Origin of the sequence: Sphingomonas natans (assembly GCF_030546695.1) — a bacterium.
Classification (GTDB): domain Bacteria; phylum Pseudomonadota; class Alphaproteobacteria; order Sphingomonadales; family Sphingomonadaceae; genus Sphingomonas_I; species Sphingomonas_I natans.
Genome location: NZ_JAUOTP010000006.1, coordinates 138,775 through 164,228 on the forward strand (window position 1 = coordinate 138,775; position 25,454 = coordinate 164,228).

Annotated in this window: 12 protein-coding genes and 2 tRNA genes; 10 read left to right on the forward strand and 4 right to left on the reverse strand. The window is 68.9% G+C overall.

Annotation, left to right across the window (positions count from 1 at the left end; all coding sequences use genetic code 11):
* Positions 1 to 30: 30 nt before the first annotated feature.
* Entirely contained in the window at positions 31 to 1,827 is a 1,797-nt protein-coding gene (locus Q4F19_RS14215; protein WP_303543609.1) for a ShlB/FhaC/HecB family hemolysin secretion/activation protein, read from the forward strand.
* A complete protein-coding gene (locus Q4F19_RS14220; protein WP_303543611.1) occupies positions 1,827 to 11,651 on the forward strand; it encodes a hypothetical protein in 9,825 nt (3,274 codons plus the stop codon). The genes Q4F19_RS14215 and Q4F19_RS14220 overlap by 1 nt, the downstream gene beginning before the upstream one ends.
* 30 nt (positions 11,652 to 11,681) lie before the next feature.
* Here Q4F19_RS14220 and Q4F19_RS14225 read toward each other — a convergent pair whose 3' ends face one another.
* A complete protein-coding gene (locus Q4F19_RS14225; protein ID WP_303543613.1) occupies positions 11,682 to 12,998 on the reverse strand; it encodes a M28 family peptidase in 1,317 nt (438 codons plus the stop codon).
* A 60-nt stretch (positions 12,999 to 13,058) separates the two neighbouring features.
* Between Q4F19_RS14225 and Q4F19_RS14230 the strand changes: the two genes are divergently transcribed.
* Both Q4F19_RS14230 and Q4F19_RS14235 read left to right on the forward strand, forming a co-directional pair.
* The gene (locus Q4F19_RS14230) at positions 13,059 to 13,355 is read left to right on the forward strand and encodes a GNAT family N-acetyltransferase (protein WP_303543615.1); all 297 of its coding nucleotides are present in this window, start codon (positions 13,059 to 13,061) and stop codon (positions 13,353 to 13,355) included.
* Between the two features lie 74 nt (positions 13,356 to 13,429).
* Positions 13,430 to 13,503 (forward strand) — tRNA-Cys (locus Q4F19_RS14235).
* Positions 13,504 to 13,712: 209 nt separating this feature from the next.
* Here Q4F19_RS14235 and Q4F19_RS14240 read toward each other — a convergent pair.
* Together Q4F19_RS14240 and Q4F19_RS14245 are read right to left on the reverse strand one after the other, a co-directional pair.
* Entirely contained in the window at positions 13,713 to 14,831 is a 1,119-nt protein-coding gene (locus tag Q4F19_RS14240; RefSeq protein ID WP_303543616.1) for a M14 family metallopeptidase, read from the reverse strand.
* Complete coding sequence (locus tag Q4F19_RS14245; protein ID WP_341850194.1) at positions 14,828 to 15,433, reverse strand: DUF4136 domain-containing protein; 606 nt, start codon at positions 15,431 to 15,433, stop codon at positions 14,828 to 14,830. The genes Q4F19_RS14240 and Q4F19_RS14245 overlap by 4 nt, the downstream gene beginning before the upstream one ends.
* 159 nt (positions 15,434 to 15,592) lie before the next feature.
* Between Q4F19_RS14245 and ykgO the strand changes: the two genes are divergently transcribed.
* Positions 15,593 to 15,718, forward strand: coding sequence for a type B 50S ribosomal protein L36 (gene ykgO / locus Q4F19_RS14250; RefSeq protein WP_003046794.1), 126 nt, complete (start codon positions 15,593 to 15,595; stop codon positions 15,716 to 15,718).
* Positions 15,719 to 15,923: 205 nt separating this feature from the next.
* Here the strand turns inward: ykgO and pyk are convergent, their stop codons facing one another.
* A complete protein-coding gene (pyk, locus tag Q4F19_RS14255) occupies positions 15,924 to 17,381 on the reverse strand; it encodes a pyruvate kinase (RefSeq protein ID WP_303543619.1) in 1,458 nt (485 codons plus the stop codon).
* Between the two features lie 210 nt (positions 17,382 to 17,591).
* On the opposite strand from pyk, the gene Q4F19_RS14260 reads away from it, so the two are divergent.
* From Q4F19_RS14260 to Q4F19_RS14280, 5 genes are all read left to right on the forward strand, one after another.
* Positions 17,592 to 17,666: transfer RNA gene (locus Q4F19_RS14260), tRNA-Gly, on the forward strand.
* 75 nt (positions 17,667 to 17,741) lie between these two features.
* On the forward strand, positions 17,742 to 18,212 hold the full coding sequence (locus Q4F19_RS14265) for a YaiI/YqxD family protein (protein ID WP_303543621.1): 471 nt from the start codon (positions 17,742 to 17,744) through the stop codon (positions 18,210 to 18,212).
* Positions 18,213 to 18,334: 122 nt separating this feature from the next.
* Positions 18,335 to 19,102 (forward strand): sulfite exporter TauE/SafE family protein, encoded by a 768-nt coding sequence (locus Q4F19_RS14270; protein ID WP_303543623.1) that lies wholly within the window; start codon positions 18,335 to 18,337, stop codon positions 19,100 to 19,102.
* Between the two features lie 59 nt (positions 19,103 to 19,161).
* Entirely contained in the window at positions 19,162 to 21,219 is a 2,058-nt protein-coding gene (locus Q4F19_RS14275; protein ID WP_303543625.1) for an autotransporter assembly complex protein TamA, read from the forward strand.
* Positions 21,219 to 25,367, forward strand: a complete 4,149-nt coding sequence (locus tag Q4F19_RS14280) for a translocation/assembly module TamB domain-containing protein (RefSeq protein WP_303543627.1) — start codon at positions 21,219 to 21,221, stop codon at positions 25,365 to 25,367. The genes Q4F19_RS14275 and Q4F19_RS14280 overlap by 1 nt, the downstream gene beginning before the upstream one ends.
* The last annotated feature ends 87 nt before the right edge of the window (positions 25,368 to 25,454 follow it).

A 25,454-nucleotide genomic window follows, 5' to 3' on the forward strand; every position in this document is an offset into this window, starting at 1 on the left:
GCGGCTGGGAGGCCGCGTCGGGGGGTATGGATGCGGCGTGACGGGGGCGTTTGGCGTAAACGGATCGGATCGGGCGCGGCTGCGCTCGTCGCGTCCGCATCGGTTGCTCCGGTCCAGGCGCAGAGCATTCCTACCGCCCCGACCCGCGAGGCGATCCAGCGGGCCGCTCCGATCGAGGAAGGCGCCGCGCCGCCTTCGAAGCTGACCGTCGACGGCGGCATCGAACGCGCGCCCTGCCCGCTCGCCGAACCGCGCTTCGCGGGCGTCACGGTCGATTTCAAGGGCGCGGTATTCGATAATCTGAAGGGCCTGACCCCCGAGGATCTGGCCTCGGCTTATGCCGATTTCGTCGGCAAGAAGGTGCCGATCGCCGCGATCTGCGACGTGCGCGATGCCGCCGCCACGATCCTGCGGCGCGCGGGCTATATCGCCGCCGTCCAGGTGCCGCCGCAGCGCATCGCCGACGGCATCGTCCATTTCGATGTGCTGATGGCGAAGCTCGTGCGCGTGCAGGTGCGCGGCGATGCCGGCCATTCCGAGAAGCTGCTCGCCGCCTATCTCGACAAGCTCACCGCGCAGCCTTTGTTCAACGAGAAGGAGGCCGAGCGCTATCTGCTGCTCGCGCGCGATCTGCCGGGCTATGACGTGCGCCTGACCTTGCGCCCCGCCGGCACCGCGCCCGGCGAAGTGGTGGGCGAGGTCATCGCCAGCCGCATTCCCTATGTGGTGACCGCCAATCTGCAGAATTACGGCAGCCACCAAGTCGGCCGCTGGGGCGGGCTGATCACCGGCCAGGCGAACGACCTGCTCGGCTTCGGCGACCGGCTCACGCTCGGCCTGTTCCAGAGCCTCCAGACGCGCGAGCAGACCGTGCTCCAGTCGGGCTACGACATCCGCGTCGGCGGCGAGGGCCTCACCATCGGCGGACGCTTCACCTATGCGTGGACCCGGCCGAGCGTCGGCCAGGGCGATCCGCTCAAATCGAAGACGCTCGTCGCCTCGCTGGAGGCGAGCTACCCGCTCCGGCGCTCGCAGGCATCGAACATCCGCCTGAGCGGCGGCGGCGATCTCGTGAATCAGGATCTGCGCTTCAACGACGTGCTGCTGACGCGCGACAATCTGCGCGCCGCCTATCTGCAGCTCGATATGGACGCGACCGATCCGCACAGCATCACCGGCGGCGGCGGCTATTCGAGCATCCTGCCGCGCTGGCGCGTCTCGGGCACGTTCGAAGTGCGGCGCGGGCTCGGCATCTTCGGCGCGAGCGAGGATTGTGGCGCCGCGCCGCTCTACACGTCGTGCGCGGCGGGCGTCTCCCTCAGCCGCATCCAGGCCGATCCGACCGCCACGGTCGTGCGCTTCACCGGCTTCGGCGAAGTCCGCCCGCGCCCCAATATCGGCATCGCCTTCTCGCCCCGGCTCCAATACGGCTTCTCGCCGCTGATGAGCTACGAGCAATATTCGGGCGGCGCCTATACGATCGGGCGCGGCTACGATCCGGGCGCGATCATCGGCGACAGCGGCGCGGGCTTCTCGATCGAGGGCCGCTACGGCACGCTCCTGCCGCGCAGCCGGACGAGCTTCGCCTTCCAGCCTTACGCCTTCTTCGACGCGGCCTGGGTGTGGAACCGGCGGACCTTGGTGGCGGAGAACGACCCTCTCAAGCTATACTCGATCGGCGGCGGCCTGCGCATCGCTTATGGCGATCGCGGGCGGCTGGACATCACCGCCGCGACGCCTCTGAAGAAGGCGCCGAACGATCTCCAGCGCGGCGACACGCGCGTGATGGTGTCGCTCACGACCCGTCTCATTCCGTGGGGTAGGTAATGCGTAGCACCGATCCGAAGACGCCCGCCAAGCTCGGCACCCGCCGCCGCAAGCTGGAACTTTACGCGACCGCCGCGATCGGTGGGCTGAGCGTCTTCTTCATGGAAACCCCGCCCAGTTGGGCGCAGGCGATCAACGCCACCGGCATCGGCCGCTACAATCTCGCGCAGAACACGACGAGCGCAACCGTCACGCTCAATTCTGGCAACGCGACGAACATTCAGGTCAACACCAGCCAGGCGATCATCGACTGGAACATCCCCGGCGGCGCCGGCGACTATCAGTTCCTCAACGCGAACACGACCGCGACCTTCTACAATTCGTCAGGCGCCTACACTGTCCTGAACGTGCTCAACGGCGGCACGCGCGCGATGCGGTTCGACGGCGCGGTCGTCGCACGCACCGGCGGCGTCACGGGGGCAATCGGCGGCAATGTCTGGTTCTACAGCCCCGGCGGGATCCTCGTCGGCTCGGGCGCGAGCTTCAACGTCGGCAGCCTGCTGCTGACGACGCTCAATCCCGATCCGAACAACTTGCCAGGCCAGAACTTCTCCAGCTTCAACGACGGCACGAACGGCAACACGATCGGGCTCCGGACCGACACGAACATTTTCCCGACGAACAACACCAGCCAGATCCAGATCGCCGCGGGCGCGACGCTTACCGCGCAGAATTATATCGGCATCGTCGCGCCGCGCATCGTCCAGGGCGGCACGATCGCGCCAAAGGGTGCACTGGGCCTGATCGCGGGCGAACAGGTCAATCTCGACATTTCGTCGGATGGGGGCCTGTTCGGCATCTCGATCCCGGTCGGCAGCAATTTCGCGGGCGATGCGGATGACTCCGCGAACGTCGCCATCCTCCAGAGCGGCACGATCAGCGGGACCTTCTCCGGCAACGGCGCGCCCACGAAGCGCAACATTTACATGGTTGCGGTGCCGAAGAACACGGCGATCACCATGCTGCTGACGGCCCAGATGGGCTATGGCTTCGAGTCCAGCAACGCGGTGGTCACCGCCCAGGGTATCGTGCTGCTCGCGGGCACGGGCGTGGGTACCGCGATCAATACAGCCGCACCGGACGGGCTCGGCTACACCTCGCCGATCGACAGTGTGAAGACCGGCCAGATTCGGATCAGCGGCGGATCGGACTTCCGATCGCGCGTTACGACGGCCGGTACGCGCACCGAGGCGTTCGCGCAGACGGGCAACATCAACTTCCGCCTCCCTTCCACCCTTTACGGTACGCAGGTCGCGTCGCTCGACATCGCCTCCGGCCAGACGGTGACGACGGTGGGAATGGGCGTTCGCAGCGGCATAACGCGGGCGGACGGCAGTTTCGATGCGCTGGGCTCCAGCGCCACGGTCACCGTGGCCGGCACACTTCGGATCGATCCCAACGGCATACTGAGTATCGATGCCTCCAGCACGGGCGTAATCGCCCTCGACGGCGTCACCAATTCCGGCGTCGGCGGCAGCGTGACGGGTGGCACCACGACGCTGACGATCAACGACGGGACCATCGAAGGCACCACCCCCGGCACGACGGGCGGCCTGATAACGTTGCTCGCCGATGCGAGCGGCGGCGGCGGCACGAGCGGCGGTGGCACTGCGGTGGGCGGCGCCGCCAACGTCACGATCAATGGCGGTACGTTCGATGGCACAGGCCTGTCGCTGTCGGCCCGCGCCATAGGCGGCGACGACGAGACCGTTGCCGCGGGCCTCGCGACGGGCGGCACGGTCAGCGTCACGCTGCAGGCAGGCGCCACCCAGCCGCGCCTGCATACGACGGGCGATCTCGCTCTGACCGCGACCGCGACGGGTGGCAGCGCATATTGCGGTTTCAACTGCCATGACGGTTCGGGCCTTCTGATCGGTGCGCCCGGCACCCCGGCCGGCAACGCAGTCGGCGGCACGGCGACAGTGACGATGGGCGCGGTCGGCGGCGCGATCCAGGTCGTCAATCTCAATCTCGATGTAAGCGCGATCGGCGGCGGTGGCGGGCTGGCGATCGGCACGGGTCCGGACGGCTATTATAATGCGGCCCCCGGTGGGCAGGGTTCGGGCGGAACCGCCAAGATCGTCCAGAGCGGCGGCGATATCACCGCCTTGGGCATCGCCCTGACCGCGGAAGGCCGTGGCGGGCTCGGCGGCGATGCCAGCTTCGACGATTACGGGCAGTTCGATCAGACGGGCAATGCGGGCAATGGCGGGATCGGCCAGGGCGGCATCCTGGAAGTCCGCCTTTCCAACGCGGCGCGGATCATCGGCCAGAGCGGCAGCACGCTCTCGCTTAGTGGCTTCGGATTGGGTGGCGGTGGCGGCACCGCTGCCTATGAAGGCGCCTTCATGGGCGTCGGCGGGATCGGCCGGGGGCCCCTCGCCGGCAATCCCGTCCGCATCACCCTCGCCGACACCGCATCGATCACGCGCGATACCGTGACGCTGACGGGCGCGGGCTATGGCGGCAACGGCCGCGACCATTCCGATGCCACGGCCGGCGACGGCGGCGCCGCCTTCGGCAACGACGTCATCGTCGAGGCGACGTCGGCCGGCGGCGCGCAGTTCATCGCCACCACGCTAGAGCTCGACAGCTCGGCGCAGGGCGGAACCGGTGGCTTCGGCAGCAACATCAGCACCGGCGGCAACGCGACGGGCGGAACATCGACCATCGCGTTCACCGGCGCGGCGCTCACCACGACGACGACGCAGATCTACGCGACCGGGCAGGGCGGCGCCGGCGGCAGCCCGAGCAGCAGCGGCGCCCAGGGAATCAGCGTCTCCGGCGATGCGGTGATCACCGCGACGAACGCCCTTCTCGCGCTCGGCACCGCCAATATCTACACCTACGCCAACGGCAATGGGTTCGATGGCGAGTATGGCACGAACGGCTTCGCCGGCGACATCACGATCTCCACGCTGTCCGGCGCCGGGATCAACGCCGGGTCGGGCTTCAATCTCCAAGCTTATGCTTATGGCGGAGCGGGCTCGCTAGGCGCCGGGACCGGCTATGGCGGTTCCATCTCGCTCGTCGCCAATAGCGGCAACATCACAGCCAACGGATCGAGCACGTTCGATACGCGCGGCTATGGCGGCAATCAGCCCAATGGTGTGGCCGGCTTCGGCTTCGGCGGCGCCCAGTCGATCCAGGCTGTGGGCGGCGGCACGGTCAATCTGGCGGCCACGCAGATCGAGGCGAGTGGCACGGGCGGGGACGGCGTGACCGGCGGCAACGGCCTCGGCGGGGCCGTGACCCTCTTGGCCGACAATGGCACCTTCAACGCGACCTCCACGCTGCAGATCAACAGCAGCGGCTTCGTCGGCAGCTCCCAGTCCGGCATCGCGCAAGGCACGGGCGGGGCAGTGATCGTGCGCGCCAATGCCGGCAGCTTCACGTTCGCCGACACTCTCGGCATCGATACCACCGCCAACAGCAACGGCGCCGGCGGCGACATCACGATCGAGGCGATCGGCAGCGGTCCGCTGTCGCAGGACTCCGTTATTCTCGGCGCGACCGATCTCGATGCGTCCGCGGGCTTCAGCCCAGGCGCCGGCGCGGGCGCGGGCACGATCACGATCCGCAACATGTCGAGCACGGCGCTGAACTTTGCCGATGTCACCGCTAATGCGCTGGGCAGCAGCGCCGACGCGCCCCGGATCGTGCTGGAATCCGGCAGCAATCGGATCAACGGCAGTCGGATCGAACTCAACACGGATGCGGGGTTGACGGTGACGGCCGTCACGCCCGGCGGCGGCATCTACGCCAGCGGCAATTTCATCACGTCCGCCGCGGGTTCGACGATCATTTCGGGCTATGGCGTCGACCCGACGATCCAGGCCGCGAATATCGACATCGAATATTACGACCTGACCTCGTCCAGCAGTTTCCTCAACGCGATCGGCGCGGACAGCGATACGGGGTACATCTCGGTTCGCGGCTATGGCGCCATGCAGCTGGGCCAGCTTCGCGCGACCAACGGCATCGAACTGATCGCAGGCACCGACATCACCGTCGACGGTGCCTTCGTCACGGCCCCCGCAGTGTTCGACGGCTCGGGCAATCTCGATACCTCGATCGGCTATTTCCGCGCCGAGGCCGGCTCCTATGAGGGCAATTTAGGAAGCATCACCTCGAACGGTGCGGTGACGGTGCTCAGCGCCTCGGCATCCTCCCGCGTCAGCCTCTATGCGCGCGGCAACATCACCGTAGCGGGCCAGGTCGATTCGCAGAATCTGATCGACATCAGCGTCGGCAACGATCTGGTCGTGACGCAGAACGCGCAGATCAACGCCAACACCGCGCCGCTCTCGGCCTCCACCGGCGGAATCTCGTTCCAGATCGGCAATGGCTATGGCGACCCCGGCGATCCCTCTAGTTTCATCAGTTCGGGCTCGATCAACGCCAACGGCACCCCACTGGCGATCTATGCCGATGCCATTCAGGCGAAGACCGGGACTTTCGCCGGCAGCAGCGTCACCTTCGGGCTCAACGGCAATGCCGTCTCGGGCGATGACGGCGGGCAGCTGACCGCCGACTGCACCGCGGGCTCGCTGTGCCTGGGCAACATCAATGCGACCGAGTCGATCCTCGTCGATTCGTCGAACAGCATACCGACGACGGTGACGCTCGCGGGCACGATCTCGGGTGCCGACCTGACCGTCATCGCCGGCGGCGTCATCCTCGGCAACAACGGCGTCGTCAACGACATGCTGCTGAGCAGCTATGCGTCGCTCGATGTCGATACGGGCGCGATCACCGGGGCGATCGGCGGCAGCGGCACGCTGACCGCCTCCGACATCTACATCCGGGCATCGTCCGTCTCGGCGACCAATTTTGGTTTTGCCACAAGCAGCGGCGATTTCGCCGCCAACGTCACCGGCGGCATCGAAGTCGGCACGCTGGATATTGCCGGCCGCCTCGGCAGCCGGCCGGACGGTTTCGCCAACGGCCTGAACCTGGCCGGTCCCTTCGCGGCGATCAATCGGCTCTCGGTCGGCAGCGACACGATCGACATCACCGCAGCCGGCATCACGATCGGCCAGATGATCGGCAGCGGCGACGCGCGCTTGGCGGCCCCGGGCAACACGATCATCGTGAACGACGTGCTCGTACCGGGGGTCGTCTCGGCATCTGGCACCCTGATCAATCTCGGGTCGAGCGGCAATCTGGCCATTGACGACTTGACCGGGGGCAGCGGCGGCACGACGCTGCTCGCCGCGGGCACCCTGTCTCTCACGAACGTCACGAGCACAGGGCCGCTCATCGTGACCGGCAGCAGCGTCGATGCCAATGTCGGAACGCTCACCTTCACCCAGCTGAACACGACCGCGGGCGACGCGAACGTGACGGGCACGGGCAATCTCGTCGTCAACGGCGGCAATGCGATCGGCTCGGTCTTCTTCAGCGGCTCGGGCGTCACCGCGACCAACTATAGCGCGACGCAGGACATCACGCTGGCCGGCACCACGATCGGCAATTTCTCGAGCCTCACCGGCCGCAACATCTCGATCACCGCGCAGAGCGGGAGCTTCGGCGGCACCGCGCTGAACGCGTCGGGCACGACCTTCCTGTCGGCGCCGATCAACGTCTCGGTCTCCGCGCTGAACTCGACCGGCGGCGTCACCGCCAATGCGCGCGGGCTCCAGCTGATCGCGCCCGCTGCGATGACCGTGACGAGCGCGACCGCCGGCACCGGCGGCATGACGCTCAGCGCCGGCGGCCAGCTCATTGTCGCCAGCGCGACGAGCGGCGCGGACATCGTTCTCGAAAGCGCCAACGCCGGCATCGCCGCGCAGACGACCTCCTCGACGACCGGAACCGCCATCCGCGCGCCCGGCGCGGTGACGGTCGCGAGCCTGACCTCGGGCGGCAACGTCAGTGCGCAGGCCGGTAGCCTGCAGATCGTCTCGCCCGGCGCGCTGACCTTCTCGCGCGCGATCGCTACGAACGGCGGCATCAGCGTCACGACGCAAGGCGCACTGACCGTGCTCGCGGGCACCCAGAGCATCCCCAACCCGTCGGCAACGGGCGACAGCAGCTTCGTCGCGAGCGGCATCCTGACGCTGCCGACCTTCACGACGCCAGGCAACCTTTCCCTGCAGGGCAATTTCATCGGGACCTTCACCGCGCTGTCGGGGGCGAACGTCTCGCTCGTCGCCCAATCGGGCAGCATCGGCGGCCAGACGCTCACTGCGAGCGGCACGACCTTCCTTTCCGCGCCGACCAACGTCTCGGTCTCCGCGCTCAACTCGGCGGGCGGCGTCACCGTGAACGCGCGCGGCGTCTCGCTGTTCGCACCGGGCGCGTTGACCGTGACCAGCGCGATCGCCGGCCCGGGCGGCATGACGCTCAGCGCCGGCGGCCAGCTCACCGTCGCCAGCGCGACGAGCGCGGCGGACATCGTCCTCGAGACCACGAACGGCGGCATCACCGCACAGACCATCTCCTCGACGACCGGCACCGGCATCCGCGCACCTGGCGCGGTGACGATCGCCAGTTTGACCTCGACCGGCAATGTCGGCGTCCAGGCGGGCAGCATCCAGATCGCGTCGCCCGGCGCGCTGACCTTATCGCGCGCGATCGCCACGAACGGCGGCATCAACGTCACGACGCAGGGCGCGCTGACCGTCCTGCCGGGCCAGCAGCAGATACCGAACCCGTCGGCGACCGGCGACAGCAGCTTCATCGCCGGCGGCCAACTGACGCTCACGACCTTCGCGACGCCGGGCAACCTGACGCTTCAGGGCAATGGCATCGCGGCCTTCAATACGCTGTCGGGCGCCAACGTCTCGCTCGTTGCCGCCAGCGGCGCGATCTCAGGCCCGTCGCTGACGGCGACCGGCACGACCTTCCTCTCGACCCCCGGCGCGATCAACATCTCGGCGCTGCGCTCGAGCGGCGCGGTCACCGCCAGCGGCAGCCGCATCACGCTCGTCTCGCCCGACGCGCTCACGATCGCGAACTTCACCACGGCGCAAGGCGATGCGAGCTTCCAGTCCGCCAACCTGCTCACCGTCGCGGACGGCACCAGCGCCGGCGCGCTGGCGATGACGAGCACCGGTGCCGGCCTGACCGTCGGCACGGTCAACGCGGCAGGGGCGGTGACTGGCAATGCGGCCGGCGCGATCGGCTTCGGCCAGATCAGCGGCGACACCGTTTCTCTCTCCACGTCCGCGGGCGGCATCACCGGCCAGCGGCTCGCTGCGACCGGCGCCGCGACGCTCAGTGCGCCAGGTGCGATCGCCGTCTCGGGCGATTTCCGTGCGGCGAGCGCCAGCGTCAGCGGCTCGAGCGTCGCGATCGCCTCGACCAGCGACCTGACCTTCGCCACGCTATCGGCAACAAGCGGCGACGCCGTCGTCACCACCTCGGGCGCGCTCACCGTCAACGGCGGCAGCGCGGCCGGCGCGGCCAATCTTGCGTCGGGCGGCACGCTGACGCTCGCTTCCTATACGAGCGGCACCGACCTCGTCCTGTCCGGCGCGCGCCTGCCGACCTTCGGCACCCTGTCGGCGCGCAATATCAGCCTGACCGCGCTCGCAAGCGATCTGACCGGCGGCACCTTGATCGCCAGCGGCACGACGACCCTCTCCTCTTCGGGCGTGCTGACGATCACCGACCTTCGCTCCGCAGGCGCCGCCACGTTAAGCGGCGCCACGATCAATGTCGGTTCGACCGTGGCGCTCAACGTCGCCAATGCGACCGCAGGCGACGGCGGGCTGCGCCTGCGCTCCACCGGCGCGCTGACCGTCACCAATGCCACAAGCCAGGCCGGCGTCGATCTCGCCAGCACCGGCGGCAACGTCACGGTCGGCCGGATCGCGATGACCGGCACCCCTGCAATCACGACGCAGGCGGTAGCCGGCACCTCGCCGCTCACGATCGCCTCGGCCGGCACGACGACGCTCACCGATGCGATCACCGGCGCGGGCGCGGCGACGATCAGCGGCACGAGCCTCGTCCTCAACGGTCTGATCGACGCGAGCGGGATCAGCCTGGCCTCGCAGACGATCGCAGTCGGCCCCGCGGCGCTGATCGGCACGCTCCAGCGCACCGGCACCGTCGCCTTCACCAACAGCGGCACCGGCCGCAGCTTCATCGGCGGCACAGGCAGCCAGAGCGGCTATTCGCTCGACGGCGCCGCACTCTCGCGCGTCCAGGCGAGCTCGGTCTCGCTCACGCTGCCGAGGACCGCGACCAGCTCCGTCGCCAATCCCGACGTCGTCATCGGCGCGCTCACGCTCTACGGCACGGGCGCGGCCGCCCCTCAGGGTGCACGGCAGAATCTGGGCACGGGCCTGCTCACGATCACGACGCCCGGGCAGGTCCAGGTCAACGGCGCGGTCCGGCTCGCCAATCTCGCGACCGGCGGCAGCGGCGGCCTCACCGTCCGCGCGGCGGGCATCGATGTCGTCGCGCCGAACGGATCGATCGTCCAGACCGACGCTGCCGGCACCCCCGCCGGCACGCTGGAGCTCGACGGACGCAGCGTGCGCGTCGCCAGCAGCAGCGCGCTCGCCGACCTTGCCACGCTCGCCACGCCGACCGAGCGCGAGGCGCGGCTCGCGCAGAATGACGGCAATATGAGCGACACGGGCTGGCTCAGCGCGAACACGATCCGCTTCGCTTATCCGTCGGGCGTCGCCGCGACGGGCGGGATCGCGGCCATCTACGTCCAGAATAGCGGCGGCTCCGGGTCGGCGGCGCGGCGCGGCCTGACGACGGGCACGGGCGGCGTCGTCATCGCCAATTTCCCGACGAGCGATATCCCCGAGGTGTTCATCAACGGCCGCCTGCAGACGACCCCGACGACCTTCGTCACCGGATCGGCCTTCCTCGCAAGCATCTCGCAGGTCGGCACGGGAACGGCGAGCGACATCCTCGTCAACGGCTGCGTGCTCTCGAGCGGCCTGTGCGGCGGCGCGCCCACGCCGCTCACCTTGCTCTCGCAACTCGCGCCACCGCAGGATCTGATCGGCGTGATCAGCAACTCGACCGAGGATGACGAGGACGAGGATACGAACAAGCCGGGCGATCCGGTCCCGAGCAAGGATCCGCAGGCGATCGTCCAGTTCGCGCCGGCAAACCCCGAGGCCGCCAGCCAATCGACCGACGATCCCGTCATCGGCTCGGGCAATGAGAGCCTGTGGACCGGTGGCGGAGCGGGCGCGGGCGAAGCGGGCGGCGTGACGCCGTTCGACACGACGATCGGCGTCGGCAACGATGCCGGCGCACCCGACAACGGCCAGCCGCGCACCACCGGCGGTGCGACCGGCGGCACGGGCGCACCGCAACAACCCGGCGAGCGCGCGACGGGCGTGAACCCGGCGACCGAGGGCGGACTCGGCATCGGCAGCGATGCCGCCGCGGGCGGCGAGCAGCGCTCCGGCGCCGGCGGCACGAGCGGCAATGCCGGCGCCGCGGGCGCGATCAATACCCCGAACACGCCGGCGACGCCGGGCAGTGTGCCGAACAATGGTGGCGGCGTCGGCGTCGGCGCGGACACCGGCGGCGGCGCACCGGGCGCGGCCGGTTCCGGCAACGCGGGCACGGCCCTGCCCGGCGCGGCGCAGGGCACGACCGGCGGCAGCACGACCGGCGACACGACCAACGGCCGTCCGAACACCGGCAACGGCGCCGGCGCGAATGCCGGCCAGGGCGCGCCGACCACCGAGCAGACGACGGGCACCGGCGGAGACGCGGGCGCGTCGGGTTCGGCCGGCACCGCCGGCACGCCGGGCGGCGCAGCCGGCACGACGGGCCCCTCCGCACCCGGCACGACCAACAACGGCACCCGCCAGACGACGCCGAACACCCCGCGCTAAGCGGGCGCGGCTAGCGGCGCGCGAAGGGGATCAGCGCGCCGTCGTCCCCGGCGTCGGCCGCAGCGGCGCGCCCGCGAAGGTCGGCAGGCTCTCCTCGCCGCCTGCGGCCAGCGCCGAGACCGCAAAGAAATGGTCGTCGATATTGGTGCGCACCAATATCGTGCTCGTCACGTCCGCGCCCACGTCGCGGGCGTCGGTCCAGGCGATCCCGTCGGCGCGCCGCCAGCGGATGCGATAGCCCGCCGCGCCCGGCACCGCGGGCCAGCTGACCGCCGTATCGTCGCTCACCGCACCGGAAATCGCCGCCGAGGCGGGCGCCGCGGGCGCCCCGGCCAGCCGCCGGATCACGGCCATGTTGAGCGCGGTCACCCGCGCCAGATAGGGGAAATCGACATATTCGATCACGTCGCCGTAGCGCCGCCCGTTTTCGGTCCGGATCGTCTGGTGCTGGCGGTCGTAATTCTCGGTCGCCTCGGTGAAGCGCACCGCGGGGATCCCCGCCTCCAGGAACGGAGTCTGGTCGCCGCCGCGCCCGAACCGATCGGGCCGGCGCATCGCCAGCGCCTCCAGCCCCAGCCCTGGATCGCCCGCTGCGGTCGCCACGACGACCTTGGCCAGAGCGCGCGACGGGCTGTCATCCTCCTCGCCGATCTGTCGCTGCAATTTGGGATCGCCGAGGAAGCGGATCCCTTCGGAGAAGACGCGCACCTTGTCGTCGACATGCTCGCCGCCGATGCCGTGGGTATTGCCGACGATATCGTTGTTGAGCACCGCCGCCACCTTCCAGCCGCGTGCCTTGGCGGTGTCAGCAAGCAGCTTGCCGCCCCACAGCCCCTGCTCCTCGCCCGACAGCAACGCATAGACGACCGTGCCCGTGAATTTTTCCTTCGACAGGATCCGCGCCGCCTCCATCACGAGCGCGCTGCCCGAGGCATCGTCGTTCGCGCCCGGCGCATCGGTGGTCACGTCCATCACGTCGTTGACGCGGCTGTCGATATGCCCCTGCACGATCACGACCCGATCGGGATCGCCGCTGCCCTTCTGGATCGCGATCACATCCTCGACGCGCACCCCGTCGGGGGCGCGCGGCCCGGTGAACGTGTCGCCGATCGTCTCGATCGTCAGGCACCCGCCGCACGCCTTCGAATAGCTTTGGAAGCGCCCCGCCGCCCAGCGACGCGCCGCGCCGATCCCTCGCTTGGAGTCGGTCGTCGTCGACAGCGTATGGCGCGTGCCGAAGCCAACGAGCGAGGTGATCGTGCCCTTCAGCTGGGCGGGATCGGGCGCAGGCGGCGCCGCGGCGGTCAGGAGCGAGGCGGCGGTGGCGAGGAGCAGGGCTTTTGTCATGGGCCGGAACCTGCTGAGCAAGCCCACGCGTTGCAACCGGAAATCGCAAGGGAGCGCCAGATGAACGAGACGACCGCCGAGCCGGCAGAGGTGATCGATCATCCGGACCGGAGCCGTTTCGAGATCCTCGTCGACGGCCATATCGCCTTCGCCGCCTATCGGCTGGACGGCGATGTCATGGCGCTGACCCACACGATCGTGCCGAACGCGCTGGCGGGGCACGGTGTCGGCACAAGGCTGATCGCCGGCATGCTGAAGCAGGTCCGCGCGCGGCATCTGAAGATCATCCCCGAATGCTCGTTCGTCGTCGCCTATCTGCAGAAGCATCCCGAAGAGGCCGATCTCGTCGCCAACTGACGGCGCGGCTTGCCGGGGGGCGCCCTGCCCGCTATCAGCCCGCTTCCTTCGAGAGAGGCGCGCTTTCCAAGCATGGCCCGATGGCGGAGTGGTGACGTAGAGGACTGCAAATCCTCGCACCCGGGTTCGATTCCCGGTCGGGCCTCCACCTCTCTCGAATGTGAACTCGGATCAGTCCCGCGGGTGCGCCCGGCGCTTGGTGTACATCGCCAAGCCCCAACCGGCTGCTGCAACTGCCAGACCGGCGATCGCCGGGAATAGCTCTGCAACGACGGGTGGCAGGACGATCATGTCGCTTCTCCGATCCAAGCGGCTTGATTTAAGTTCTGCTTCAATAGCAAATCCGGCCGCTCCGCGTCAGATCTCGCCGATGATCTCGTGCAGCGCGCCCAGGCAATCCGCGCCCATGCGCATCGATCGCTCGGCCGACCAGCCAAACTCCGCATCGGGCAGCGAAGCATTGTCCTTGAACGGCATTTCCAGCGTTATCGAGACCGCACCGAAGCGGTTGGCGAGCTGGTTGGTCGACATCGTCAGGTTCGCAGCTCCCGGCCCGGCCACGCCATAGCCATGCTCGATCTGGAAATCGGGCGAGCGCCGCGCGAGAATCTCGCGATAGCGGCGATAGAGATCGCCCTGCCGCTCGGTCCAGTTCGGAATGCCCTCGAAGCCCGCGACGAACACGTACGGGATCGCCTCGTCGCCGTGGATATCCATCGCGAAGGCAACGCCGGTCTCGTCCATCCGGTTGCGCACCGCGAGCACTTCCGGACTGCGCTCGGGCTTCGGATCGTGCCACTCGCGGTTGAGGTTCACGCCCGCCGCATTGGTGCGCAGATGCCCGCGCCGCGATCCGTCCGGATTCATGTTGGGCACGACATGGAAGGTCGCCTCGCGCCGCAGCACGCGCGCGGCGGGATCATGCGTATCGGTCAGCTTGGCCAGCGCGCCTTCCATCCACCATTCGGCCATGCTCTCGCCCGGGTGCTGGCGCGCGAACAGCCAGACCGGCTTGGCGCCCTCGCCGATCGTCAGGCAGTCCATCTCCTGGCCGTCGAGCGTCTGCCCCAGCGAGCGATACGCCACGCCCGGCAGCGCCGCCGTGCGCGCGATCAGATCATGATGCCGCTCCATCGGATAAGGCGCGAAATAGGCGAACCACAGATTGTCGCTCTGTGCCGCATGGCGGATCGTCAGCACGCCGTCGCGATAGTCGGTCTCGGCCAGCCGCCAGTAAACGCGATCGTCCGACACGCGCGCCGAATAGCCCGGCCAGCCCGCGGGGTAAGCCGATCCGCCGGCGTTGACGATGCGCAGTTCCACATTCCGCCCGGCCGCACCCGTCAGCCGGAACGAGAACCACTGGTAGAAGTCGCTGCCCGCATCCTTCACAATCTCGAGATCGAACCGGTCACCCTCGCTGGCGAGGACGCGGATATTGCCGGCGTCGAAATCCGCCGAGATGCGCGCGCTCATTTGACCGTGATCGTCCGTCCCGAAACGCCGGGGAAATCGCGGAACAGCGCGGAGGCCAGCATCTTGACCGTGGTCCCCGGCTCCGCGGCAGCCGAACCGCCCGCGGCCGAACTCTCGGCGCGGCCTTCCCAGATGACGGTGCCTTCCGAGCGGCGCTTGATCTGCACCGAGAGCCTGGTCATCACGATCTCGTTCGAGCGCTTCTTGCCGATCGGGAAGCTGATGCCGAGGCCAACGCCGCCCCCGCCATAGCCGCCCGTGCTGCCGCCCACGCCGACCGAGACGGGCGAACGCTGCGCCAGCGTCTCGCGCGAGCCGCGCTCGACCGAGACGACCGCGACCTGTTCGGATTGCTTGAGGCCCGGCGCCTCGCTGAAGCCGATCTTCGCCAGCTCGGCGCCGACGATCGAGGCGTAGGTCTGATATTCCAGGCTGTCGCGATCCGCGGGCACCAGCGGCTCGACCGCAATCTCGCCGCGCGCGATCGGCTGGCCGAGGTGAAAGCGGGTCACGCGGGTGGAGGGGGTGGTGGCGCAACCGGCGAGCGCCAGGACGGCGACGGCGGCGGCAAGCGGCTTCAGGCGCATCGAAATATCTCCCAAGGCCGCCTCCGTAGGATGGCCATATCGGGGGTGCAACGTTCTATGCGGCGAATAAGCTGCATTGCCCGAAACCGCCCCGATCGCTTGACTCGGGGAACGGCTTTACCTAACGGGACGCCTCTCTTTTGACCATCCAGACCAGGCAGGCAGTACCGGGCCATGAAGATCCGCAATTCATTGAAGTCGCTCAAGGACCGGCACCGGGATAACCGCGTGATTCGCCGCCGTGGTCGCACCTACGTCATCAACAAGACGAATCGTCGCTTCAAGGCCCGCCAGGGCTGATCCGACCTTTCGGCTGAACGAAACGGCCGCGCGGGCAACTGCGCGGCCGTTTTCGTGCGTCCGCGCGGGATGGCGCGCATTCGCCGTTCGGTTCGAGCAGCTTCGAGCTTGTCGAGAAGCGTCCGTCGAGAACTCTTCTCGATTATGAGATCGACAAGCTCGATCTCCACTCGAAGCAAACGGTAAGAACGGAATCGATCGCGACTCAATCGGTATAGCCGTCCAGTTCCTTCCCGGTCAGCCGCTGGACATGGAGCACGTTGGTAGAGCCCGGCGTCCCGAACGGCACGCCGGCCATGATCACGATCCGGTCGCCCGCCTTCGCCAGTCCGTGGCGCAGCGCCATCCGCTTCGCCTTGCCGACCATCTCCTCGAAGCTCGCCACGTCGCGCGTCTGCACCGCGTGCGCGCCCCACAGCAGGCCCATCCGCCGCGCGGTCTGCAGCTTGGGCGTCAGCACCAGCATCGGCACGGTCGGGCGATCGCGCGCGATCCGCCGCGCCGAGGAGCCCGAGAGCGTGAAGCAGATGATCGCGCTGGCCGAGACCGTATCGGCGATGCTGCGCGCGGCGAGGCTCAGCGCGTCGGCGGTCGTCGCATCGGGCAACGTCTCGGTGAAGTGCAGGCGCTTCGCATAGCCCGGATCGGCCTCGACCGCCTTGGCGATCGAATCCATCATCGCCACCGATTCGACCGGCCAGGCGCCCGCGGCGCTCTCGGCCGAGAGCATCACCGCGTCCGCACCGTCATAGATGGCGGTCGCGACGTCGGACACTTCGGCGCGCGTCGGCGTCGGCGAGAGGATCATCGATTCCAGCATCTGCGTGGCGACCACGACCGGCCGGCCCATCGCGCGCGCCGCGGCGACGATCTGCTTCTGGACGAGCGGCACCTGCTGCGGCGGGCATTCCACGCCGAGATCGCCGCGCGCGACCATCACCGCATCGGCCAGCTCGAGGATCCCCTCGAGCCGCTCGACCGCGGCGGGCTTCTCGATCTTGGCCAGCAGCGAAGCCTTGCCGCCGATCAATGTCCGCGCCTCGGCGACGTCCTCGGGGCGCTGCACGAAGGAGAGCGCGATCCAATCGGCACCCTCTTCCAGCGCGAACACCAGATCGCGGCGATCCTTCTCGGTCAGCGCCGCCATCGGCAGCACCACGTCGGGCACGTTGAGCCCCTTCGAATTGGAGAGGATCCCGCCGACCTCGACGCGCGTGACGATCCGGTCCTCGCTCACTGAAAGCGCGCGCAGCACCATCTTGCCGTCGTCGAGCAACAGCCGCGCGCCGACTTCCAGCGCCGCGAAGATCTCGGGATGCGGCAGGCTCACGCGCGTCGCGTCGCCGGCCTGATCGAGCCGGTCGAGCACGAACTCGCTGCCCGTCTCCAGCATCACGCGGCCCTCCTCGAAGCGGCCGACGCGCAGCTTGGGGCCCTGCAGATCGAACAGGATCGTCGTCGCGCGCTTCAGATCCTTCTCGATCGCGCGGATCGCGGCGATGAGCGGCTTCTTATCCTCGTGCCCGCCGTGGCTCATGTTGATGCGGAACGTGTCCGCGCCCGCGAGCATCAGCTTGCGGATCATATCAGGGCTACTGGAGGCAGGCCCCAATGTCGCGACGACGCGCACCTTGCGTCCGCGGGGAGCGATCTGGCTCGGCATGGGCTTGGTCTCTTATTGTGGCGGCGGCGGCCTTATGCCCGCGTTGGGCGACGATGCAACCTCGCTGCGCCCAGCCGCGATCCAGCTTCGGCCCGAAGCACCCTGTCGATGAAATGATCGTCGCGGGCATCAAATGCGGGCTTGCGATCCGAAAAACATGGGGCTATCAGCCGCGCTCCCCGGGGGGCCTAGCCCTCCCAACAACGCCGAGCGGGCGTAGCTCAGGGGTAGAGCACGACCTTGCCAAGGTCGGGGTCGAGGGTTCGAATCCCTTCGCCCGCTCCAGCGTTTCCCGTCGATGCCTCCCCCGTGAGGCGCGACATTGCGGGGATCGTCACTTTGCCGATAGGGAACGCCGCGATGACCGCGCCCGTGTCCATTCTCGTCGATGCAGACGCCTGCCCGGTCAAGGAAGAGATCTACAAGACCGCCTTCCGTCATGAGGTGCCGGTCACGATCGTCAGCAACAGCCATTTCCGCGTCCCCGCCCATCCGCTGATCCGCCGCGAGATCGTCAGCGCCGGATTCGATGCCGCCGACGACTGGATCGCGGAGGCCGCCGGGCCGGGATCGATCGTGATCACCGCCGATATCCTGCTCGCCGATCGCTGTATCAAGGCGGGCGCTACCGTCCTCTCGCCGACGGGCAAGCCCTTTACCGGCGGCTCGATCGGCAACGCGATCGCGGTGCGCGCGATCATGGCGGATCTGCGCGCGGGTGGCGAGCAGCTGGGCGGGCCGGCGCCGTTCGCGAAGGCGGATCGCTCGCGCTTCCTCTCCGCGCTCGACGGCGCACTGGTCCGGCTCAAGCGGCAGCCCGTCGCGCGCTAGGCGCCAAGCTCCGGTTCTCGTGCTGAAAGAGAAGAGCGCAGGCGCGGAGCCGCCCTGCCCGCTAGGCGAAGGCGCGCAGCCGGACGTTCGTCGGGGCTTCGGGGCAAGAACAAGGGCAACAGGTGCACCAACTCCTCTCCTCTTTCGATATTGGGCTCGTCCTGCCGTTCATCGCCGTCGGTTTCGCCGCGCAGCTCGTGGATGGCGCGCTGGGCATGGCATTCGGCGTGATCTCCAGCACGCTGCTGATCAGCCTCGGCCTGCCCCCCGCCGCCGCCTCGGCGAGCGTCCATGTCGTCGAGACGTTCACGACCGCCGCTTCGGGGATCAGCCACATCCTCCACCGCAATGTCGACTGGAAATTGTTCGCGCGGCTTGTCATCCCGTCGGTGATCGGCGGCGCGCTCGGCGCCTATGTGCTGACGTCGATCGACGCGAGCACCGCGCGGCCGCTGATCCTCGCATATCTGCTGGCGATCGGCGTCTATATCGTCTGGCGCGGGCTCGCTTATCCCCCGCGCGAGCGCACGCCCAAGATCATCGAGCCTTTGGGCTTCGCCGGCGGTTTCCTCGATGCGGCGGGCGGCGGCGGCTACGGCCCGGTCGTGACGAGCAATCTGCTCGTCCAGGGCGGCGCACCCCGCAAGGTGATCGGCACGGTCAATACGTCCGAATTCTTCCTGACGATCACCGTGTCGGCGACCTTCATCGTCTCGATGGGCTTCTCCGCCTTCACGCACGCGACGGTGGGCCTGCTGATCGGCGGGCTTGCCGCCTCGCCGTTCGGCGCGATCCTCGCCAAGCGCGTGCCCACCAAACCCTTGATGATCATGGTCGGCACGGTGCTGATCCTGACGAGCGGTTACGGCGTCTATTCCGCCTTGCGCTGACTCGGTTCATCGAATTGACAGGAACCGTCCGGCCCGCGCGCGGTTACCTCCTCCACGGGATGGCGATTACAGGGGCAATAAGGAAGCGGCGCGGCCGCGATCATGGGCTGCGCGCGCTGTTGCTGGCGGGTGGCCTGTGGACCGGTGCGCTCTGCGCGCAACAACCCGCGCCGACGCCCCCCCCGCCCGCACCCGCGCCGGCGCTCGACGAAGCCGAATTCGATCGCGCGCTCCCGCCGCTCGAGGACAACGCACCCGGGCCGGTGCCCCCGCCCGAAACCCCCGTGACCGCGCCCGAGCTGGAACAGCCGCTCCCGCCGCTCGCGACCTTCGATTCCGCGCCGGCCCCCACTCTCGCCGCAGATGCCGGCGAGCAGGCGCGGCAGATCCCCTATACGTTGCAGGTCGAAGGCCTGAAGCCGCTCGGACTGGAGCCGCGCTTCCGCGAGCTCTCGGCCTTGCTTCACGACGGCAAGAAGGCCGCCAACGCCACGCAGATCAGCGCGCGCGCCGACGAGGATGTCGCGCTCGCCGGCCGCCTGCTCCGCGCGGAGGGCTATCTCGACGGGACCGCGCTGGCGACGATCCCGCCCTCGTCCGATCCCGCCGCAACCGTGCCCGTCACGATCACCGCCACGCCCGGCACGCTCTACAAGCTCGGCACGATCAGCATCACCGGCGCCCCGCCCGAGCCGACCCAGCTCGCGACCGCGGCGCTGAAGCTCCACACCGGCGATCCGATCGCCGCCGCGCCGATCGAGGAAGCCGAAGCGCGCGTCGCGCTCCATCTGCCCGAGCAGGCCTATCCGTTCGTCAAGGTCGGCCAGCGCGACATCCTCGTCGACGAGGCGCATGCGACGGGCGACTACACGCTCCCGATCGAGGCCGGTCCCAAGGCGCGCTACGGCACGCTCAGGACCGAAGGCGATCCGGTTTTCGCGCTCGATCATCTCGCCGTCTTCCCGCGCTTCAAGGCCGGCCAGCTCTATGACAGCCGCCAGGTCGATGATCTGCGCCAGGCGCTGATCGGCACCAACCTCCTCTCGACCGTCTCGGTCGAGCCCGTCCGCACCGGCGAGACCGCGGCCGACGGCACCGAGGCGGTCGATCTGCTCGTCCGCCAGACGCGCGGCCCCGCCCGCGCGCTCGCCGCGAGCGGGGGCTACGGCACGGGCGAGGGCATCAAGCTCACCGGCAGCTGGGAGCATCGCAACCTCTTCCCGCCCGAAGGCGCCTTGATCCTCGACGCGACCGCGGGCACGCAATTGCAGTCGGTCTCGTCCACCTTCCGCCGCTCGAACGCCGGCAAGCGCGATCGCACGTTCGAGGCGGGCGCCACTGTCAGCCGCCAACGCTTCGACGCCTACAATGCCGAGACGGTCACGCTCGCCGGCAGCATCGCGCGCCAGTCGACCCCGATCTGGCAGAAGCGCTGGACCTATTCGATCGGCACCGAGCTGACCGCGACGCGCGAAACGCCGTTCGATCCGGCCTCGCTGACGCGCCCGAAGGACACCTATTTCATCGCCGCTCTGCCGCTCCAGGGCGGCTACGACACGTCGGACAGCCTGCTCGATCCGACGCGCGGGTTGCGCGTCAACGGCCGGCTCAGCCCCGAGGCGCAGAAGCGCAGCGGCGGCGGCTTCGACACCTATCTGCGCGCGCTGGTCGAGACGAGCACCTACCGCCCGATCACGGACAATATCGTGCTGGCCGGCCGCATCCGCGTCGGCTCGATCCTCGGCGTCAGCCGCGACGATATCGCGCCGTCGCGCCGGCTCTATTCGGGCGGCGGCGGATCAGTGCGCGGCTTCGGCTATCAGCAGCTCGGCCCCAAGGACGCGAACAATGATCCGGTCGGCGGCCGCTCGCTCACCGAATTCGCGGTCGAGGCGCGATATCGCTTCGGCACGTACGGGATCGTGCCCTTCTTCGACGGCGGCCGCGTCGGCGACAAGTCGACGCCGTCGATCAGCGGCATGCGCTACGGCGCGGGCATCGGCGCGCGTTATTATACGAATTTTGGACCCATGCGGATCGATCTGGCGACGCCGATCAACCGCAAGCCCGGCGAATCCAAGCTCGCACTCTACATCTCGATCGGCCAGGCCTTCTGATGGCGCTTCGCATCGCCAAATGGATCGGCATCGGGCTGGCGACGCTCGTCGCGCTCATCGGCCTGCTGCTGCTGGCGCTGAACACCGGCCCGGGCAAGCGCCTCATCGCCAACCAGCTCGCCGGGTTCGAGACCGCCTCGGGCCTCAATTTCCGCGTCTCGCGCATTACCGGATCGATCTACGGGCACATGGTGCTGCGCGGCGTCGAGGTGCGCGATACGAAGGGTGCGTTCATCACCGTCCCCGAAGTGACGATCGACTGGCGCCCCTTCGCTTACGCCCATTCGAAGATCGACGTCCGCGAGTTCACTGCGCCGCTGATGATCGTCCAGCGCAATCCGGCGCTGAAGGTCGTGCCGTCGGACCCCAACGCGCCCTTGCTGCCTGATATCGATCTGTCGCTGCGCAGGCTCCGCATCGATCGCCTGATCATCCAGCCCCCCGTCACCGGCCAGCGCCATATCGTGAAGCTGGCGGGCTCGGCCGAGATCGCCGACGGGCGCGCGCAGCTCAATGTCGATGCCGGCGCGCTGCGCGGCGCCGGGATTGCGGGCGGGGATCGGCTGCACCTCGTGCTCGACGCGCGACCCGATGCGAACCGCTTCGGGCTCGACGCCCGGCTGGAGGCGCCGAAGGGCGGCCTCGTCGATAGCTATGCCAAGCTCGGCAAGCCCTTGTCGTTGCTGGCGAAGGGCAATGGCGACTGGGCCGACTGGAAGGGCCGCCTGACCGGCGCGCTCGGCGGCGAAGCGCTCGCCAAGCTCGACGTGACCGGCCGCAACGGCACCTTCCGTTCCATCGGCGCGATCCGGCCCGGCCTGATCCTCACCGGCCCCGCGGCACGCCTGACCGAGCCGGCGATCCAGCTCGATCTCGTCACCGCGCTCGCCGGACGAAAGGTCGATACCAAACTCGTCGCGCGCTCGTCGGCCTTCGCGCTCGATGCGGCCGGGCTCATCGATCTCGGCGCAAGCCGTCTCGGCAATCTGCGGATCAACGCGAGCCTGCTCAAGCCCGGCGCGATCGCGCCCAACGTCAGCGCGAGGGACCTGCGCCTCGCCGCGACGCTCGACGGTGCCTTCGCCACACCGACGATCGACTATCGCCTGACCGCCGCGACGATCGGCTTCGACGCCACAATCGTCCGGGGCCTCGCCGCGAGCGGCAAGGCCGTGATCAGCACCGAGCGGATCCTCGTCCCCGTCCATGCGACCGCGCGCGCCGTGACCGGGCTCAATGCCGCGGCCGGCGGCCTGCTCACCAACATCCGCATCGACGGCGACATCGCCTATCAGGAGGGGAAGGTCGCCAGCGACAATCTGCGCATCCGCTCCGACCGGATCGACGCGACCGCGCTTATTCTCGCGGATCTCGCCAAGGGCACCTACACCGGCGCGATCAAGGGCCGCGTCAACGATTATGACGTGAACGGCCTCGGCCGGATCAATCTCGTCACCGATGCGAAGCTGGTCCCCGGCATCGGCGGCGGCTTCGCGATCAGGGGCAAGGTCCGGATCGTCACGCGCCGGCTGACGAATGAGAGCGTCCGCGATCAGCTCGGCGGCAATGCGCTGATCACCGCCGATGTCGGCTACGATCTCGCCGGCGGCGCCTCGATCCGCAACCTGCGCCTGACCGCACCCAAGCTGCGCATCACGCGCGGTGACGGCTTCTACCGGCCCAATGGACAGATCGGCTTCAAGGGCGCGGCGCTGTCGCAGGCTTATGGTCCGGTCACGGTCGAGGTGTCCGGCACCGTCGCCAAGCCGGTCGCGCATCTGCGCGCCGCCCGTCCCGGTCTCGGCGCCAACATCACGAATCTCGATGCGACCCTCACCGGCACCGGGCGCGGCTATCGCGTCCGCGCCGCCGGCCAGTCCGATTACGGCCCCTTCTCCGCCGACGTCATGCTCAACACCGGGCGCGGGCCGATGAGCTTCGACATCGCCTCGGCCGTCTTCGCCGGCATCCGCTTCGGCGGGCATGTCGCGCAGACCCCGGCCGGGCCGTTTGCGGGCCTGCTGACGATGGAGGGCTCTGGCCTGAACGGCACCGTCCGCCTCGCCGCCGCCGGATCGGTCCAGCGCGCCGACATCGACGTCCGCGCCAATTCGGCCCGCGTCCCCGGCCCTGCCCCGATCACGATCGGCAGCGGCACCGTCCGCGCGACGGTGCTGATGACGCCGGGCGCGCCCTCGGTCACCGGCACTTTCGCGCTCGCCGATCTGCGCAGCGGGCAGATGCAGGTCGCCCGCGCGCAGGGCCGGATCGATTACCGGGGCGGCCAGGGCAAGGTCGCGTTGGTCGCCAGGGGCGGACAGGCCGGAGCACCCTTCGACATCGCCGCGCAGGCCGCGCTCTCGCCGACGCGCGTCGTCGCCAATCTGCGCGGCACGCTGAACGGCATCCCCGTCCACCTCGCGCGCCCCGCTGTCGTCACCAAAGGCCCGGCCGGCTGGACGCTCGCGCCCGCGACTTTGGTCCTGCCGCAGGGACAGGTCGATCTCACCGGCGGCTATGGCGCGCGCACCACGCTGCAGGCGCGGTTGCGCTCGCTCGATCTGTCGATCGCCAACGCCTTCGTCCCCGGCCTCGGGCTCGGCGGCAAGGCGAGCGGCACGGTCGACTATACCGCCGCGGGCACCGTCCCCGATCTGCGCGCGCGCATCGACATCGCCCGCTTCACGCGAACCGCCTCGCTCGTCGTCTCGCAGCCCGTCGACATCGCTTTGCTCGCGACGCTGAACGGCACCGGCGGCGACGCGCGCGCGCTGATCCGCCGCGGCGGCGCGGTGCTCGGGCGGATGCAGGCGCGGCTCGCCCCGCTCGGCGCCGGCGCCTCGCTCAGCGAGCGGCTGCTCGCCTCGCCGCTGTCGGGCGGCATCCGCTACAATGGCCCGGCCGAGATCCTTTGGACTCTCACCGGCATCGCCAAGCAGCAGCTGTCGGGCTCGGTCGCGATCGGCGCCGATTTCGGCGGCCGGCTCGATCAGCCGAGCATCACTGGCATCGTCCGCGCCAATGCGCTTCGCTACGAGAACGAGACCTACGGCACCGTCCTGGCGAACATGGTGGTCGACGGCCGCTTCACGCGCTCCGAATTCCTGCTCAATCGCCTGACCGCCAAGGCCGGCGACGGCAGCGTATCGGCGAGCGGGCGCGTCGGGCTCGATGCTGCGAGCGGCTTCCCGATCGACATTCAGGCCAAGCTCGACCGCGCCCGCCTCGCGCGCGGCGACGATATCGACGCGACCGCCACCGGGACGATCGCCATCACCAACAGCAAGGCGGCGGGCGGCCTGGTCAAGGGCGAGATCAACATCCCCGAGGCGCGCTATGCGATCGTCCGCCAGGGCGCGGCCGCCGTGCCCGAGCTGACCGGCATCCGCCGCAAGGGCGCCCCGCCCGTCGTGCCGGAGGCGAGCGCGCTGCCGAGCAACTGGAAGCTCGACGTCCATATCCGCGCCGACAACCAGATCTTCGTCAGCGGCATGGGGCTCGAGGCCGAGTGGAAGACCGACATGCGTGTCGGCGGCACCTCCACCGCGCCCAACGTCGTCGGCAAGCTCGAGGTCGTGCGCGGCACGTACAGCTTCGCCGGACGCCGCTTCGATATCGATCACGGCATCGTCACCTTCCAGGGCGGCATGCTGAACCCAGCGCTCGACATCGCCGCCAACACGACCGTGGATGGCGTGACCGCGACGATCGCGATCGGCGGTTATGCGCAGGCGCCGCGCATCACCTTCACTTCCTCACCCACGCTGCCGCAGGACGAGGTCCTCTCGCGCCTGCTGTTCGGCAGCTCGGTCACGTCGCTCTCGCCGACGCAGGCGATCCAGCTCGCCGCCGCGCTCAATTCGCTGCGCGGCTCGGGCGGCGGGCTCAATCCGCTCGGCAAGCTGCGCACGGTCGCGGGCATCGATCGCCTGCGCGTGCTCGGCGCGGACGAAAGCGCCGGACGCGGCACCGCGCTCGCCGCCGGCAAATATATCAGCAACAATATCTACGTGGAGATCGTCACGGATGCGCGCGGCTTCACCGCGACGCAGCTCGAAGTCTCGCTCTCGAAGGCGCTGAGCGTGCTCAGCCAGACCGGATCGTTCGGCGGATCGAACGTCAGCCTCCGCTACAAGAAGAGCTATTGAGAGCAGTCGCGCCGTGCGTTTTCCGCTGCCTCCGGACGAAATAGCCATTCCGGTCACAGCACGAACAAGAAACCATCTCTATATACC

What these genes read in the sequence shown, in the direction of transcription:
- Q4F19_RS14240 (WP_303543616.1), bottom strand. Translation starts at nt 14,831, where the DNA reads ATGAGCGCGCGCATCTCGGCGGATTTCGACGCCGGCAATATCCGCGTC.
- Q4F19_RS14265 (WP_303543621.1), top strand. Translation starts at nt 17,742, where the DNA reads ATGACCGCGCCCGTGTCCATTCTCGTCGATGCAGACGCCTGCCCGGTC.
- Q4F19_RS14225 (WP_303543613.1), bottom strand. Translation starts at nt 12,998, where the DNA reads ATGACAAAAGCCCTGCTCCTCGCCACCGCCGCCTCGCTCCTGACCGCC.
- Q4F19_RS14275 (WP_303543625.1), top strand. Translation starts at nt 19,162, where the DNA reads ATGGCGATTACAGGGGCAATAAGGAAGCGGCGCGGCCGCGATCATGGG.
- Q4F19_RS14230 (WP_303543615.1), top strand. Translation starts at nt 13,059, where the DNA reads ATGAACGAGACGACCGCCGAGCCGGCAGAGGTGATCGATCATCCGGAC.
- Q4F19_RS14215 (WP_303543609.1), top strand. Translation starts at nt 31, where the DNA reads ATGCGGCGTGACGGGGGCGTTTGGCGTAAACGGATCGGATCGGGCGCG.
- Q4F19_RS14220 (WP_303543611.1), top strand. Translation starts at nt 1,827, where the DNA reads ATGCGTAGCACCGATCCGAAGACGCCCGCCAAGCTCGGCACCCGCCGC.
- pyk (WP_303543619.1), bottom strand. Translation starts at nt 17,381, where the DNA reads ATGCCGAGCCAGATCGCTCCCCGCGGACGCAAGGTGCGCGTCGTCGCG.
- ykgO (WP_003046794.1), top strand. Translation starts at nt 15,593, where the DNA reads ATGAAGATCCGCAATTCATTGAAGTCGCTCAAGGACCGGCACCGGGAT.
- Q4F19_RS14280 (WP_303543627.1), top strand. Translation starts at nt 21,219, where the DNA reads ATGGCGCTTCGCATCGCCAAATGGATCGGCATCGGGCTGGCGACGCTC.